We start from the raw sequence: 15,559 nt of genomic DNA on the forward strand, positions 1-15,559 counted from the left end.
GATCTGACAGGCCTGGGCGACGGCGTACTCGTCCAGTTCGAGTTCCTCGAAAGCGACCATTTCCTCAGCGGTGGACTGCATCGGAATTTCCCCTCTCCTGATACACCTCTCGCCGTGGTCGGATCCCATCGGCGATGCGGTGCTTCGAGAATACGTTCGCGATGATGCGCCATCAATAGCGGTCGGACATTTTGATAATTATGGAGGTGGTCCCCGACGTGCCGTCAGGCGACGTAACGGGCCGTCTCCGTGGGGAAGTCACGGCATTTCCGAAGAGGGCTGGCCAGAAGGATCAGTCCGGACAGGGCGAGTGTGATGCACGATATCCAGACGGCCGAGCGGGTCGACATGGAACTGGCGACGATACCGGCCAGAAAGGCTCCGACGGGCAGGGTGCCGAAGGCCAGGAAGCGCGATGCGGAGGTGACCCGGCCGAGGAGTTCCGGCGGGCAGTAGGTCTGCCGGAATCCCATGGTGAGAATGGAGGAGACGACCGTTCCGGCATTGATGACGAGCCCGCCGACCAGGAAGAGCGCGAGCCCGTATCCGTGGGTGGTCAGGGGGATGAGGAGCGCGAAGGGCATGGCCACGAACTCGGAGATCAGGGTGCCGCGTGCGGTGCCGAAGCGCCGGGCGAAGCGGGTGGTGACGAGTGCGCCGAGCAGGCCGCCGGCGCTGGTGACGCCGATCATGATGCCGACGGCGCCGGGGGTGGCGCCGACGTCGCGCAGCAGGAAGAGGACGATGATCGCCTCGAATCCGCCCGCCGCGAGGTTGGCGACCGCGGTGTAGAGGGTGAGCGGGCGCAGGAACGGGTTGGTGAACAGGAAGCGCAGACCGGTGGCGATCTCCTGGGCCAGGCTGCTGCCGCGCGGCCGCGGCGGAGCGGGGGCCGTCCCGGGTTCCTCCGCGGGTTCCTCCCCGGGCTTCCCGGTGGGCCGCATCCGCGCCAGGCAGACCGCGGAGACCAGGAAGCTCGCCCCGTCGAGGAGCAGTCCGAACACCGCCCCGAACCACTGCGCCAGCAGGCCGCCGAGGCTCGGACCCACCAACTGTGCGGTGGATTCGCTGCCCTGGAGCTTCGCGTTGCCCTCCGGGACGTCGTCGCGCGGCACCACGGCCGGAAGGAGGACCTGGCAGGCGGTGGTGAAGAAGACGCTGACCGCGCCGATCCCCATCGCGGCGACGAGCAGGTACTGGATGGTCAGGACGTCGAGCGCGTAGGCCGCGGGCACGCTCAGCAGCAGCGCGGCGGAGATCAGGTCGCAGGCGATCATGAGTCGCCGGTGCGGCAGCCGGTCCACCCAGGCGCCGGCGGGCAGGCCAAGCACCAGCCAGGGCAGCCAGACCGCCGCGGAGAGGGCCGCGACGGCGAACGTACCGGCGTGCAGGACGTTCACCGCGACCATCGGCAGGGCGACGGTGGTGATCGCGGTACCCACCTTGCTGGCGGTCTCGCCGACCCACAGCAGCCGGAAGTCGCGATGGCGCAGCAGGTTCCCGCCCGGACGGGGGGCCGGGGGCGCGGTGTCCTGGTCACTGCTCATGGTCACCTCATAGGCAGGGGCGAAGGTCCGGCCAGACTAACTTCCGAAGAGTTCTTCGGAAAGGCTTCTTCCGAAGAACTCTTCGTAAGTTGAGGGGAGTTGACGCGGGCGGGGCGCCGGCGGGAGGCGTTCGGCCGCCTGTGGTCCCGCCGGGCCGGGGCTCAGACGAGTAACCCGACCAGCTCGTTGCCCCGGTCGGTCAGCGCGATGCGCACATGCTGCCCCTGTCTGTTCCGGTTGAGCAGCCCGGCGGCCTCCAGCCGGCTGCAGTGGTGGGTCGTGGTGCCGGGCGAGCACTGGAGCAGGCTCGACAACTCGCCCATGGTGAGGGGGCGTCTCAGCGCGCGGAGGACCGCGGCCCGGGGTTCGCCGAGCACCAGCGCGAGCGGGTCCCGGTCCTTGTCGCGGGTGCGCTCCTCGCGTTCCCCGGCCGGTGCCAGGCTGGACAGCGGATAGGCGATCCAGTCCACGGTGTCGCCCTGGTGGGAGAACATGGAGGCGCCGACGCCCGAGGCGACCGGGATGAGGGTGAGCGGGCGGTTCTCGTCCAGCCGGTAGGAGCCCGGCCGCCGGTCGGGGATGCGCAGGGAGTTCCCGGCGAGCTGGAAGCGCGGGCCGAGCTGGGCGAGCGCCAGGTCCAGTGTGCCGTTGACCGTGGAGGCGCCGATGCGCTCGTACTCCCGCTCGAAGAGCGAGTCATGGCGGTGCCAGGTCGGGCGGATCGCCTCCCAGACGCTCCGCATCACGTGTGCGTAGGACCGGGCCCAGGCGCGGGGCTGGCTGACCACCGGCTGCCAGGCCAGCGGGACGTGTTGCGGGAACTCCGCCTCCAGCTCGGTCAGGAGGTCGTCGGGCCTGACGTCGGAGAGCCGCTCGACATAGGCGTCGGCCGAGTTGTCGGAGGCGGCCGCGGGCGGCGCGAGGCAGTCCGGGACCAGTGCGTAGGGATGGTTGAAGAGCGGTCGCAGCAGGGCGGTGCAGTTCGAGGGCGCTGCGGCCTGGATCAGGGCGCGGGTCGGGGCGGGAACGCCCTGGAAGCGTCCGCCCAGGGCGTCGGCCACGAGGGACAGGACGGTCGCGCCGGGATTCTTGAGCACGCGGATGTGGAGGGCCCCGAGTTTTCCAAGGTCCACGTCTGAATGCGATTCCAATCTGACTCCCCCGTTGAATGCACTTGTTGCGGTAGGCCGTCGAACCGAGGCCCTGTTCGGACGGAGCGGCCCACTGGTCCGGCTCCGCCCTGAGTTCAGCGCGCGTCGAAGAGCGAGAACTCCCCGGGATCCACCAGGTTCGGTGTCACCCAGCCGTCCAGGTCGTACTCCGCGAGACAGTTGTCCACGAGATCCAGCATCGATGCCGCGACACCGGACGTCCGGGCTTTCGCGAGGGTTTGGACGCGGTTTCCCTCCGCGTTCCCGGCGTAGCTGCGTTCGTACAGTTCGTGGCGGCCGCCGAATTCCGTGCCGACCGCGTCCCAGAGCAGCTTCATGATCTTGACCCGCTGTTCGGCGCTCTGTCCGTTCGAGCCGCGCAGGTACCGTTCGAGGTAGGGGCGGACGTCCTCGCTCCGCCAGTCGGCCGCACCGGAGTTGAGGTAGATGAGGCTGCCGCCCGCGGTGTGCTGGACCAGCTCCTTCATCTTCCCGTAGACCATCGGGGCGATGACGCGGTACGTGAGCGCGTACTCCTCGCAGGGCTGGACGTACTCCTGCCGCCAGGAGCCGGCGGACTGGATCATGCCGTCGGAGAGGGACCAGAGCAGATGGCGCCAGACCATGAGCTCGCCGACGTTGGCCTGGACGCTGCGGAACTCGTCGATCCCGCTGATCTCGGCGGCCTTCAGCATCAGCCCGCAGATGAAGTCGAGCTTCACGGCCAGCCGGGTCACCCCGTGCAGGGCGAAGCGGGGGAGGAAGCCCGATTCGTGGAAGAAGGTGTTCGCCTTCTCGGTGTCGCCGTAGACCAGGACGTTCTCCCACGGGATGAAGGCCTTGTCGAAGACGATGATGGCGTCGTTCTCGTCGAAGCGGCTGCTGAGCGGGTAGTCGAACGGCGATCCGACCCGCGCCGTGGCCATCTCGTAGGAGGTGCGGCAGAACAGCTTCACGCCGGGGGCGTCCATCGGGGTCATGAAGACCACGCCGAACCGCCGGTCCTTGACCGGCACTCCGTGGTGGGCGATGAAGTTGTAGTGCGTCAGCGCGGAGCCGGTGGCCACCATCTTGGCGCCGCTGACCACGATGCCCGCGTCCGTCTCCCGTTCGACGTGGACGAAGACGTCCGAGGAGTCCTCGATCGGCCGCTGCCGGTCGATGGGCGGGTGCACCAGGGCGTGGTTGATGTGCAGCACCCGTTCCTGGGCCCGGCGGTACCAGGCGCGGGCGTTGTCCGCGAAGGGCTCGTAGAACTCGGCGTTGGCCCCGAGCGTGGCCATGAAGGACGCCTTGTAGTCGGGGGAGCGTCCCAGCCAGCCGTAGCAGCGGCGCTGCCAGGCGGCGATGGCGTCGCGGGAGGCGGCCAGCTCCTCCCGGTCCCGCGGGGCGCGGAAGAACCGGTGGGTGAAGCCGCCGTTCCCGGTGTCCGTCCCGGTGATCAGCCGGTCCCGCTCGGGGGAGTCCCAGAGGGCGTCGTAGAGCCCGGCGACGGAACGGGCGCTGTTGCGGAAGGCCGGGTGCTCGGTGACGTCCTTGACCTGCTCGCCGTAGATCCATACGGACCGGCCGTCGCGCAGGCTGTTCAGGTACTCGTCCCCCGTGAAGGGCAGGGTGGCGTCGCTGTCGTGGGTGGGCACGGTGGGTCATCCCTTCGTTGCGGCACTGGAAGCTGAAGCGGTGTCCGTGAGGAGGAGCAGGAGCCGTCGCGTCGCTTCCTCCAGGTCGGCCGGGGCGAGCGAACTGCAGCACACCCGCAGCTCGTTGGTGCCGCCCTGCCCGGGGTAGAAGTACGACATCGGTGTCCAGAGCACGCCGTACTCCTCGGCGGAGCGTGCCAGCAGGGCCTCGTCCACGGCGAACGGGACGCGGACGACGACGAAGAAGCCGGTGTCCGGGGTGTTCCAGGAGATGCCCAGGGCGCGGCGCCGTGCCTCGGGCAGGCCCTGGTCGAGGCACGACAGGAGAAGGGCGAGGTTGTCCCGGTAGTGCGCGATCCGTTCGGCGTTGGCCTGCCGGAGCCGGCAGCCGCACCGCACCAGCATCCCGCCGATCACGGCCTGCGAGACCGCGGAGGTGTTGACCGTGATCATGCTGCGGACGAGGGCCAGTTCGTCGGCGAGCAGACTGCGCCGGCCGTCCGGGTGGCGCACCTCCTGGTCGGCGACGACGTATCCGACGCGCGCGCCCGGGAAGCAGGTCTTGGCGAATGTGCCGATGTGGATCACCCGTCGGCCGGTGTCCAGTGTCTTCAGGGTCGGCACCCGGTCCGGGCCGTCGGCCAGGAATCCGTAGGGGTCGTCCTCGATCACCAGGAAATCGGCGTCCTCGGCGACGTCGAGCAGTCGGCGACGCCGGTGTTCGGGCATGGTCAGGCCGGACGGGTTGGACGCGGTGGGGACCACGTAGAGGGCGCGGGGCGTACGGCCCTGCGCCCGGACCTCGGCGGCCACCCGGGCGACCTCGGCCGGGTCGAGGCCGTGCTCGCCCTCGGGCACCGGCACGACGGCGACGCCCAGGAGTTCGGCGACGCCGAGCATGCCGATGTAGCACGGCGCCGTGACGAGCAGGACGTCCTCGGGCCGGTGGCACAGGGCGCGCAGCGTGATGAACATGCCCTCCTGCGCGCCGACGGTCACCACGACGGCGGCCGGATCGACTTCCATGGACTCGTCGTTGAGGAGCAGCCGGGCGATCAGTTCGTGGATGTGGCCCGCGGTGCGTCCGTACTGGAAGAGCCGACGGGTGATCTCGCTCCGGTCCAGGCCCTCCTCGGTCAGGTGCTCCTCGAACGCGGCGAGGTGGCCGGCGATGTCCGCCGGGTCGAAGAAGTCGTCGAAGGGTCTTCCCGCCGCGAGGCTGAGCGCCTTGGGGTGGCGCGCGGCGATCTCGTTGAGGAAGACCGCCGACCGCATGACGGGATGGCCGAGCGCGGGGCTCAGCTCGTCGTGGGAGAGATACATGCCCGGCTCACGGCTTCCGGCGGATGAGGCGCAGGCCGTCGCGCACGGAGAGCAGCACGGATTCCAGGTCGGTCCGCGCGGTCACCAGGTCGTTGAAGCGGCGCATCCCCTCCGCGCCGGGACGGTCGTCCGTACGGTCCAGTACGGAGCCGCTCCAGAGGGTGTTGTCGGCGGCGAGGATTCCGCGCTCGGAGAGCAGTGCGACGAGCGGGTCCAGGTAGTCCGGGAAATGCGGCTGGTCGGCGTCGAGCAGGATGAAGTCGTACGGACCGTCGAGAAGTCCGATGGTCTCCAGAGCCGGTCCGGTCCGGACGTCGATGCGGTCGTGGTAGGGGCCGGCGGCGATGTGCTTGCGCGCGATGGCGGCGTATTCCTCGTCGAGCTCGCATGTGGTGATCCTGGCATCGCCGGGCAGCACCTTGGCCATGGAGAGCGCGGAGTAGCCGGTGAAAGTGCCGATCTCCAGTACGCGCTTCGGCTGGTGGGCGAAGAGCAGGAACTGGAGGAAGCGGGCCTCCACCGGGCCGACCATCATGTGCGGCCGATCGGATCGCTGGATCGTTTCCTCGGCGAGTTCCAGGAGTTCTTCGGTGTCCGGTGTCGTGTGTTCGAGGATGTACTCCTCGACGCCCGGAGCGGTGAGCGGGATGGGAGCAGGCACAGTGAATTCCCCTCGTTCGATACAGGCCGGCCGGAGCAGAATGCGGAATGCGGCAGTCGGGATGAAGGAGGTGCGGAATTGCGCGCGAATAAGAGAAGCGCTTCGTGCGTTCGATGCTTATATCCGGCCGATTAACAGTTGTGTGTGCGACCGATTGTTGAAATTATTTGCCGGGAGCGTAGTCCCCCGAAGACTCCTTCGTCAAGCATCGCCCGCCGTCGGCCGGCAGGCGTCCGACGACTCGTGTCGGCGCGCGTTCAGGTGTCATTCGTGGCTGTTTGACCCGCGTTGACCGGGCCGGATCGGGTGAGGCGGCGTACGTGGATAAGAGGAGCCCGGACATCCTCCCGCTCACCTGGTCCGACTGCGGAGTGCATTCCTCTAAATGCGTTCCGCCAACTCTTTGAAAACTGTCAAAAATATTGCGCAGACCCAATGCCTGGGACAATCTCGGCCATGGCCATGGCGTGCCGGACCAGAATGTACGCGCACCTGGCCGGCGAGGATCCCGCTCGATCGTGTGGAGGCCCCGAACCATGGTTCCGCTGTCGTTCGCGCAACTCCGTCTGTGGTTTCTGAACCGGCTGGAGGACGTCGGCCCGGCATACAACGTTCCGCTTGTGCTGCGGTTCTCCCGCCGCCCGGACGCCACGGCCCTGGCCGCCGCCCTGACCGATCTGACCGGCCGCCACGAGGTGCTGCGCACCGTCTTCCCCGACGAGGGCGGCGAGCCGCGCCCGCGGGTCCTGGAGCCGGGCGCCGCCGCCCTGGACATGACCGTCCGGGAGGTGCCCGCCGGGGGCCGGGAGGCGGCTGTGGAGGCGTTGCTGGCCGAGGGGTTCGACCTCACCCGGGAACCCCCGCTGCGGGCCACCCTGCTCCGGGAGCGCAACGGCGGCGACACCCTCGTACTGATCCTCCACCACATCGCCACCGACGCCTGGTCGATGGGCCCGCTGGCGCGTGATCTGGACACGGCCTACCGGGCCCGGACCGCCGGACACCCGCCCGCGTGGGAACCCCTGCCCGTCCAGTACGCCGACTACGCGGCATGGCAGCGCAAGGTGCTGGGCAGCGAGACCGACCCCGGCAGCCTGATCAGCGGCCAACTCGCCCACTGGCGAAGGACGCTGGACGGCATACCCGAGCCGCTGCCCCTGCCGGCCGACCACCCGCGGCCCGCCCGGCGCACCCCGCACGGCGGCTCCGCCCCTTTCACGGTGGACCGCGGCGTGCACACCGGGCTGGCCGCGCTGGCCCGCCGCCACCGCGCCTCGATGTCCATGCTCGCCCAGGCGGCCCTGGCGGTGCTGCTGACCCGGCTCGGCTCCGGGACGGACATCCCGATCGGCATCGCGGTCTCCGGCCGCGACGACGAGGCGCTGGACGACCTGATCGGCTTCTTCGTCAACACGCTCGTCCTGCGCACCGACACCTCGGGCGACCCCACACTGGAGGAGATGGCCGTCCGGGCCCGGGACACCGGCCTCGTCGCGCTCGACCACCGCGACATCCCCTTCGACCGGCTCGTCGGCGTACTCAACCCGCGCCGCTCGCTCGCCCACGGCCCGCTCTTCCAGGTCGCCCTGTCCGTCGAGACCGACCCCGGCGAGGAGAACGCCTTCGCCGCGCTCGGAGCCGCCGCGCAGCCGCCTCCCGTCACCACGGCCAAGTGCGACCTCTCCTTCAGCCTCCTGGAACACACCGACGAGAACGGCCCCGCCGGGATGAGCGGCGAAGTGGAGTTCTCCACCGACCTGTTCACCCAGGACACCGCCGCGGCCCTCGGGGAACGCCTCGTCCGCGTGCTCACCGCGCTGGCCACCACGCCCGAGCTGCGCATCAGCCGGGTCGGGGTCCTCACCGACGCCGAGCGGGCCCGGCTGGCGGACGACGCCCGCCGGGCCTCCACCGACGGCTACGAACCCCGCACCCTGCCCGAACTCTTCGAGGCCCAGGTCCGCCGCACCCCCACGGCCACCGCCCTGGTGCACGGCACGGTGTCCCTGGAGTACGCGGAACTCGACCGGCGGGCGAACCGGCTGGCCCGCCGGATCGTCGCGGCGGGCGCGGGCCCCGAGGACACCGTGGCCCTCGCGCTGCCCCGCTCCACCGCGCTGGTGGTCGCCGTCCTCGCGGTGCAGAAGGCCGGAGCCGCCTATCTGCCGCTCGACCTCGCCCACCCGCGCGAACGCATCCGCCACATGATCGAAGACGCCGGGGTACGGCTGGTGCTCACCGCCGGCGAGCCGCCCGAAGGAATCACCGCGCCCGCCCCCGCCGTGCTCCGCGTGGACGACCCCGGACCGGCCCCGGACGGGGCGGCCGACGACCCCCGCTCCGCCGCCCTGACCGACGCCGACCGGCTCCGGCCACTGACCCCCCACCACCCCGCCTACGTCATCTACACCTCCGGCTCGACCGGCAGACCCAAGGGCGTGGTCGTCACCCACGCGGGCCTCCGCAACCTCGCCGGACGGCTGGCCGCGGGCCCGGGACGCCGGGTGCTCCAACTGGTCACGCCCGGCTTCGACGTGTTCGTCTCGGAGCTGTGCATGGCCCTGCTCTCCGGGGCCGCGCTGATCCTGCCCCCCGAAGGCCCGCTCCTCGGCGACGCCCTCCACGAACTGCTGCGCGCGGAGCGGATCACCGACGCCTCGGCACCGGCCGCCGTCTTCCGGAGCATGCCCGACGGACCCCTGCCCGAACTGCGCCGGATGCTGGTCGGCGGCGAGGAGTGCCCGCCCGGCTTCGTCGCCCGCTGGGCGGACCGCGTCCAGCTCCTCAACTGCTACGGGCCCACCGAGGCCACGGTCACCACGACGCTGACCGCGCCGCTCACCGCCTCCGCCGAGCGCCCCTCCATCGGCCGCCCCCTCGATCACGTGGGCGTGCACGTGCTGGACGAGACCCTTCGGCACGTACCGGCCGGATCCGTCGGCGAGCTGTACATCACCGGGGCCGGGCTGGCCCGGGGATACCTGCGCCGCCCGGGGCTGACCGCACAGCGCTTCGTCGCCTGCCCCTTCGAACCCGGCCGCCGGATGTACCGCTCCGGTGATCTGGTACGCGTCCGGCCGGACGGCGGGCTCCAGTTCGCGGGCCGCGCCGACACCCAGGTGAAGCTGCGCGGACTGCGCATCGAGGCGGGCGAGATCGAGGCCGTTCTCTCGGCGGTCCCCGGGGTGGCCGAGGCGGCGGTGCTCGTCCGCGAGGACCACCCGGGCGACCAGCGGCTCGTCGCCTACGTGGGCGCCGCCCGGCCCTGCGACGTCTCCGCGCTGCGCGACGCCGCGCACAGGAGCCTGCCCGGATACATGGTGCCGTCCGCGTTCACCGTGCTGGACCGGTTGCCGCTGAGCCCCAACGGCAAGGTCGACCGGAAGGCGCTGCCCGCCCCGGGCCCCGCCGACGCACCCCGCCCGGCTGCCGGACGGGCCGCCGACGGGCCGGACGAGCGCTTCCTCTGCGACCTCTTCGCGGACGCCCTCGGGCTGCCCGGGGTGGGCCCCGACGACGACTTCTTCCGGCTGGGCGGCCACTCACTGCTCGCCGCCCGGGTGGTGGGCCGGGCCCGCGAGACGTACCCGGCCCTGGGCATCCGTCACCTCTTCGCCCACCCCACCCCCGCCGGGCTGGCCGCCGCCGCCCGGGACACGGCGGACACGGGCCGCGACCTGGACCCGCTGCTGCTCCTGAGGGAGGCCCCGCCCGGCGGGACCCACCTGTTCTGCGTCCACCCGGTGGGCGGACTGAGCTGGTGCTACGCACCACTGGCGCACCGCCTCGCCCCCGGGACCGCCGTGCACGGCCTCCAGTCGCCCGTCCTGCTGGGCGCACCGGCCCCCGGCACGGTCGAGGAACTGGCCGAGGTCTACGCGGAGCGCATCCGGCAGGCCCGGCCCACCGGCCCCCGCGCCCTCCTGGGCTGGTCCCTCGGCGGCACGCTCGCCCACGCCGTGGCGGCCCGGCTGGAGGCCGCCGGTGAACGGGTGAGCGGACTGGTCCTGCTCGACGCACTGCCAAAAGCACCGGCGGACCGGCCGGCGCGCGAGGTCCCCGAGGGGGAGGACGGACTGCTGGAGCTGGCGCTGGCCGGTCAGCCCGCCGCTCTCCTGGACGGGCGGGGGCGCGAGCGGGTGGCCGCGGCCACCCGGGCCGCGCTGCGCCTCGGCGGACCGGCCGGTGCCGGGCGGGTCGGGGCGCCGACGCTGCTCGTGGAGGCCGTCCCGCCGGGCCATGAGCCGCTGGACCTCGCGGCCTCCTGGGCACCACTGCTGACCGGGCCGGTCGAGGCGCACACCCTGGCCACCGATCACGCGGGGATCGTCTCCGCCGACGCCGCGCGGCTGCTCGGCCCGCTGGTCGACCGGACGCTGCACCGGTCCGCGGGCGGCTGAGACCCGGTCAGGAGACCGGGCGGTAGGGGAACCCCTGGAACTGGAGGACGACGTCCTGCACATCCCGGGCATCCGGCCCGTCCTCGCCGTCCGAGCGCTCGGGGTCCTCGGCGCGCCGAGCCTCCCAGCGTTCGAATAGGGCGGCCAACTCGGTCCGCAGCTCGCCCAGTTCGGAGGAGCTCAGCCGGAACCGCCAGTACCCCACGGCCGCGGCCTCCTGCCACCGCGCGGGCCAGTCCTGGTCGGTGAACTCCTCGGCGCGGCGGAACTGCTCGGTGATGACGGCCTTCTTGAGCGTCGAGAGCAGCCCCCTCAGCTCCTGCTCGGAGAGGAAGTCCGACTGCTCCACCGCGATGTACTTGTGCAGCGCGAACCACCAGCGTTCCCGCTTGGTGCCGCGTTCCTTGTCCTCGGCGATGAAGCCGTGCGTGGCCAGCTGGCGCAGGTGCCAGCTCATGTTCCCGCTGTCCTCGCCGAGCCGGTTGGCCAGCATCGTCGCGGTGGCGGGGCCGTCGGAGCGCAGAACCTCCAGGATGCGGACCCGCAGGGGGTGGGCGAGGCCGCGCAGGGAGTGGGCGTCGAGTCGCATCATGGCCTCGGTCGGTCTGTCCTCCATGGGCGGGACGCTACCCGTACGCAAATGCCTTCGTAAAGGCGCGACGTCCGTGGGCCGGCCCGGCGCTCGGGCCGGCCCACGGAACACGCACCGCGTCCACCGGCCGGTCCGGCCTGCGGACACGGTCAGTCGCGCGGGTCCGCGCCGATCCGCATCACCACGGCCTTCGGCTCGGTGAAGAACTCACGGCTGAACGCCCCTCCCTCCCGGCCGACCCCGGAGTCCCCGGCCCCGCCGAACGGCGCGCGCAGATCGCGGACGAAGAAGCAGTTCACCCAGACCGTCCCCGCGCGCAGGGCCGCCGAGACCCGGTGGGCACGGTCCAGGTCGCCGGTGAACAGCATCGCGTTGAGACCGTACGGGGTGTCGTTCGCCGCCCCGACGGCCTGCTCCTCGTCGTCGAAGGGCGCCACCGCCACCACCGGGCCGAAGATCTCCTCCCGCCAGAGCGGGGAGTCGGCCGGTACGTCGGTCAGGACGGTCGGCCGGACCGACCACCCCTCGCCGAGGCCACCGGTGGCCACGGTCGCCCCCTTGCCGCGCCCGGCCTCCGCCAGATGACCGGCGACCTTGCGGAAGTGCTGCTCGGAGGCGAGCGGACCGATCTGCGTCTTTGGGGCGAGCGGGTCCCCGACGGTCATCGCCGCGGCGGCCTGCGCGAACCGCGCGGTGAACTCCTCGTACACCGGGCGCTGCACCAGGACCCGGCTGCCCGCCAGACAGATCTGGCCCGCGTTGGAGAAGGCCGCCTTCACCGCCCAGTCGACGGCCGCGCCGAGATCGGCGTCCGCGAAGACGAGGTCGGCCCCCTTCCCGCCCAGCTCCAGGCTGACCGGCGCGAGATGGGCGGCGGCCGAGGCGGCCACCGCGCGCCCGGTCCGCGAGGAGCCGGTGAAGGTGATCCGGTCGACCCGGGGGTCGCGGGTCAGTGCCGCGCCCGCGTCCGCGCCTAGCCCCTGGAGGACGTTGAGCACCCCGGGCGGCAGCCCGGCCTCCAGGGCCAGCCGGGCCAGCAGCGTCGCCGAGGCCGGTGACCCCTCCGCCGGTTTCAGCACCACGGTGTTCCCCCAGGCCAGTGCCGGGGCCACCTTCCAACTCGCCAGCATCAGGGGGAAGTTCCACGGCGCGATCGCCGCCACCACCCCGGCGGCCTCGAACCGGCCGTAGCAGTGGTGCCCCGAGTCCATCGGCAGCACCTCGGCGGTGGCCAGCCGGGCGTGGTCGGCGAAGAACCGGAAGTTGGCCGCAGCCCTCGGCACATCGGCGTCCCGGCTCTGGGTGAGCGGCTTGCCCATGTCGTGGGTGTCGGCCATGCCGAGTTCCCCCGCGTGCGCCTCGATCAGATCCGCGAGCCGGTGCAGTGCCGCACCGCGCTCGGCGAAACCCATCCGGGGCCACGGCCCGGTGTCGAACGCCCTGCGGGCCGCGGCCACCGCCCGCCCGGCATCCGCCTCGCCGCCGAGCGGGAAGCGTGCCCACGGACGGCGCGTCCACGGGTCCACCGAGTCGGCGGCGGCCGCGCACTCGCCCTCCGCCGACTCCCGCCCGTCGATGACATGCCCGAAGAACTCCATCAGGACGCCTCCCCGGGCCCGTCGGCGGGTGCCGCGCGCGCGGCACCGCGTTCCGCGATCGTCACGTCACCGGCGGCCCACAGGGTCGCCGGAACCTCCCGGACCACCACCCGGACGGCACCGCCCGGCACTCCCAGCGACCGCTCGACGGCGGCGTGCACCTCATGGATGAGTTCACGCAGCAGTTGCGGCGGCCGGCCCTCCACGAGGGTGATCTCCACGAGCGGCACGTCACCCCACCCCCACGGTCCCGAGCCGCCCGAACCGGGCGGTCACCGGATGGCCCGGGACCAGCGGCACCGCCGCCGTCATACCGCCGGTCAGCACCAACGACCCGGCTTCGACGGCCAGTCCGCGCTCCGCCAGCTCATTGGCGGCACGGGCCAGCGCCTCGGCCGGCGAGCCCAGCACGTCCGCACCGGTCGCCGTGGCCACCGGCTCCCCGTCGACCTCCAGCAGGCACTCCTCGGCGACCAGATCCATCTCGTCGGGCGCCAGTTCGCGCTCACCGAGGACGAAGAGCGCGGCGGAGGCGTTGTCGGCGACCACGTCCGGCAGCGAGAAACGGAACCCGGCGTAGCGGCTGTCGATGATCTCGATCCCGGCCCGGACGCCGCGCACCGCGGCCAGCGCCGACGCGGCCGTCGCACCGGGTCCGGCCAGCCGCTCGCCCAGCACGAGCACCAGCTCCGGTTCGGCCCGGGGCTGGATCAGCCTGTCGTACGGCACCGCCCGGTCCCCGGGCCACCGCATCGCGTCGGTGAGCCATGCCGTGACGGGGGCGTCGATCCCGATGCTGCGCTGCTTCGCCACCGAGGTCAGACCGAGCTTGACGCCGATGAGCCGCGCCCCGTCGGCCGTCCGGCGGCGCAGGGCGGCGTCCTGGACCGCGTACGCGGTGCGCAGGTCGAGGTCGGGCCACTCCTCGGTGAGCTGCCGTACGGCGGTGTGCCGTCGCTCGGCGCCGAGCAGGGTCTCCGCCGCCCGGCCGATCCGTCCGGTGTCCGGGGCGCCGGGCGGCGCGGTGGTCGCGAGGTCCGGCTCAGCCATGGTGGGTCCAGTCGTCGAAGGCCCCGCGCAACGGCTCGAAGGACTGCATGTCGGGGGCGCGCCAGCCGTCCAGGTCGTACTCGGCCAGACAGCGTTCCGCGAAGCCCTTGTACTCGTCCAGCTGGCCGGTGGCGCCCTGGATCATCAGGATCTCGGTGCGCACCGACTCGTGGTTGCCCGCGTAGTTGCGTTCGTAGAGGCGGTGGCGGCCGGCGAACTCGGTGCCGACCGCGTCCCACAGCAGCTTCATCAGCTTGACCCGGTCGACGGCCTGGTAGCCGTGGGAGCCGCGTACGTACTTGTCGAGGTAGGGGCGGATCTCCGGGTTGGCGAAGTCCGCGCTGCCGGAGTTGACGTAGATCAGTCCGCTCGCCACGTCCTGCTCGATGATCTCCTGGATCCGCGGATAGCCGATGGTCATGAACCAGCGGTACGCGAGGCCGTAGTCGAGCCGGGGCAGCAGCGAGCCGTCGTGCCACGGCTGGGGGTTGCGGGCCGCCGCGTCGCTGAGGGCCCAGAACATGTTCCGCCAGGCCAGCACCTCGCCGACGCGGGCCTGGACCCCGCGGAAGTCCTTGCTGCCGGTGACCTCCAGCGCCTTCAGCAGCAGTCCGGCGATGAAGTCGATCTTCACGGCGAGCCGGATCGAGCCCTGGAAGGTGAGCCGCTCCAGGAACCCGGACTGCGGCACGAAGTTGCTCACCCGCTCCGGGTCCCCGTAGAGGAAGACGTTCTCCCAGGGGATGAACACCTTGTCCATCACGAACATGGTGTCGTTCTCGTCGAGACGGCTGGAGAGCGGGTAGTCGAACGGCGAACCCATGGCCGTGGCCATGGCGGAGTACGAGGGGCGGCAGATCAGTTTCAGCCCGGGGGAGGCCATCGGCACCGTGGCGACCAGGGCGAACCGCTTCTTCTTCAGCGGAAGCCCGTAGTGCGAGACGAAGTTGAAGTGGGTCAGCGCCGAACCGGTCGCGACCACCTTGGCGCCGCTCACCACCAGACCGGCGTCGGTCTCCTTCTCGACGTGCACGAACACGTCCTCGACCTCGTCCGAGGGCCTGTGCCGGTCCACCGGCGGGTGGACGATCGCGTGGTTCCAGTACAGGACCTTCTCCTGCGACTCCCGGTACCAGCGCTTGGCGTTGTCCTGGAACGGCGCGTAGAAGTCCGAGTTGGCGCCGAGCGTGCCGAGGAACGCGGCCTTGTAGTCGGGGCTGCGGCCCATCCACCCGTACGTCATGCGGGCCCACGCGGCGATCGCCTCGCGGTCGCCGACCATGTCCTCGACGGTGCGTGGGGTGCGGAAGAACTTGTGGGTCAGACCGGTGCCCGCGTCGGTGGGGGCGGTCAGCACGGACTGGTGGGCGGGATCGTGCAGCGCGTCGTAGAGGCGCGCCACCATCCGGGCGGCGTTGGCGAAGGCGGGGTGCCGGGTGACGTCCTTGACCCGCTCGCCGTAGAGGTAGATCTGCCGGTCGTCCCGGAGGCTCTCCAGGTATTCGTCACCGGTCAGCGGGCGGGTGGCGGCGGAGCCGGCCCCGGCGGGGGCGGTCTGCTGAGGGATGGTCATGTGGCGTGGTCCGTCCGTGGGAGA

Annotated in this window: 11 protein-coding genes; 1 reads left to right on the forward strand and 10 read right to left on the reverse strand. The window is 71.7% G+C overall.

Annotated features, from left to right (window positions below):
- Positions 1 to 224: 224 nt before the first annotated feature.
- The 5 genes from ACFVFH_RS16515 to ACFVFH_RS16535 form a co-directional block, all read right to left on the reverse strand.
- Positions 225 to 1,547 carry an MFS transporter gene (locus tag ACFVFH_RS16515; protein ID WP_383768493.1) on the reverse strand — a complete coding sequence of 441 codons (1,323 nt, stop codon included), beginning with the start codon at positions 1,545 to 1,547 and terminating at the stop codon, positions 225 to 227.
- Between the two features lie 161 nt (positions 1,548 to 1,708).
- On the reverse strand, positions 1,709 to 2,680 hold the full coding sequence (locus ACFVFH_RS16520; protein ID WP_383768496.1) for an ArsR/SmtB family transcription factor: 972 nt from the start codon (positions 2,678 to 2,680) through the stop codon (positions 1,709 to 1,711).
- 113 nt (positions 2,681 to 2,793) lie between these two features.
- On the reverse strand, positions 2,794 to 4,338 hold the full coding sequence (locus ACFVFH_RS16525; protein ID WP_383768498.1) for a 4-hydroxyphenylacetate 3-hydroxylase N-terminal domain-containing protein: 1,545 nt from the start codon (positions 4,336 to 4,338) through the stop codon (positions 2,794 to 2,796).
- Positions 4,339 to 4,344: 6 nt separating this feature from the next.
- Positions 4,345 to 5,661 carry a PLP-dependent aminotransferase family protein gene (locus ACFVFH_RS16530; protein WP_383768501.1) on the reverse strand — a complete coding sequence of 439 codons (1,317 nt, stop codon included), beginning with the start codon at positions 5,659 to 5,661 and terminating at the stop codon, positions 4,345 to 4,347.
- Positions 5,662 to 5,668: 7 nt separating this feature from the next.
- The gene (locus ACFVFH_RS16535) at positions 5,669 to 6,322 is read right to left on the reverse strand and encodes an O-methyltransferase (protein WP_383768504.1); all 654 of its coding nucleotides are present in this window, start codon (positions 6,320 to 6,322) and stop codon (positions 5,669 to 5,671) included.
- A 536-nt stretch (positions 6,323 to 6,858) separates the two neighbouring features.
- Between ACFVFH_RS16535 and ACFVFH_RS16540 the strand changes: the two genes are divergently transcribed.
- A complete protein-coding gene (locus ACFVFH_RS16540) occupies positions 6,859 to 10,722 on the forward strand; it encodes an amino acid adenylation domain-containing protein (protein ID WP_383768506.1) in 3,864 nt (1,287 codons plus the stop codon).
- A 7-nt stretch (positions 10,723 to 10,729) separates the two neighbouring features.
- Here the strand turns inward: ACFVFH_RS16540 and ACFVFH_RS16545 are convergent, their stop codons facing one another.
- The 5 genes from ACFVFH_RS16545 to ACFVFH_RS16565 all read right to left on the reverse strand — a co-directional run bounded on the left by ACFVFH_RS16545 (position 10,730) and on the right by ACFVFH_RS16565 (position 15,535).
- The gene (locus ACFVFH_RS16545) at positions 10,730 to 11,338 is read right to left on the reverse strand and encodes a winged helix-turn-helix domain-containing protein (RefSeq protein ID WP_383768509.1); all 609 of its coding nucleotides are present in this window, start codon (positions 11,336 to 11,338) and stop codon (positions 10,730 to 10,732) included.
- A 125-nt stretch (positions 11,339 to 11,463) separates the two neighbouring features.
- Complete coding sequence (locus ACFVFH_RS16550) at positions 11,464 to 12,912, reverse strand: aldehyde dehydrogenase (RefSeq protein WP_383768512.1); 1,449 nt, start codon at positions 12,910 to 12,912, stop codon at positions 11,464 to 11,466.
- On the reverse strand, positions 12,912 to 13,142 hold the full coding sequence (locus tag ACFVFH_RS16555; RefSeq protein ID WP_383768514.1) for a 4-oxalocrotonate tautomerase family protein: 231 nt from the start codon (positions 13,140 to 13,142) through the stop codon (positions 12,912 to 12,914). The genes ACFVFH_RS16550 and ACFVFH_RS16555 overlap by 1 nt, the downstream gene beginning before the upstream one ends.
- Position 13,143: 1 nt before the next feature.
- On the reverse strand, positions 13,144 to 13,962 hold the full coding sequence (locus ACFVFH_RS16560) for a 2-keto-4-pentenoate hydratase (RefSeq protein ID WP_383768517.1): 819 nt from the start codon (positions 13,960 to 13,962) through the stop codon (positions 13,144 to 13,146).
- Entirely contained in the window at positions 13,955 to 15,535 is a 1,581-nt protein-coding gene (locus ACFVFH_RS16565) for a 4-hydroxyphenylacetate 3-hydroxylase family protein (RefSeq protein WP_383768519.1), read from the reverse strand. The genes ACFVFH_RS16560 and ACFVFH_RS16565 overlap by 8 nt, the downstream gene beginning before the upstream one ends.
- Between the last annotated feature and the right edge of the window lie 24 nt (positions 15,536 to 15,559).

This window comes from Streptomyces sp. NPDC057697, from assembly GCF_042799335.1.
Taxonomy (GTDB): Bacteria; Actinomycetota; Actinomycetes; order Streptomycetales; family Streptomycetaceae; genus Streptomyces.

Coding starts and splice junctions, on each gene's coding strand:
- ACFVFH_RS16560 (WP_383768517.1), bottom strand. CDS start 13,962: ATGGCTGAGCCGGACCTCGCGACCACCGCGCCGCCCGGCGCCCCGGAC.
- ACFVFH_RS16530 (WP_383768501.1), bottom strand. CDS start 5,661: ATGTATCTCTCCCACGACGAGCTGAGCCCCGCGCTCGGCCATCCCGTC.
- ACFVFH_RS16515 (WP_383768493.1), bottom strand. CDS start 1,547: ATGAGCAGTGACCAGGACACCGCGCCCCCGGCCCCCCGTCCGGGCGGG.
- ACFVFH_RS16540 (WP_383768506.1), top strand. CDS start 6,859: ATGGTTCCGCTGTCGTTCGCGCAACTCCGTCTGTGGTTTCTGAACCGG.
- ACFVFH_RS16550 (WP_383768512.1), bottom strand. CDS start 12,912: ATGGAGTTCTTCGGGCATGTCATCGACGGGCGGGAGTCGGCGGAGGGC.
- ACFVFH_RS16565 (WP_383768519.1), bottom strand. CDS start 15,535: ATGACCATCCCTCAGCAGACCGCCCCCGCCGGGGCCGGCTCCGCCGCC.
- ACFVFH_RS16545 (WP_383768509.1), bottom strand. CDS start 11,338: ATGGAGGACAGACCGACCGAGGCCATGATGCGACTCGACGCCCACTCC.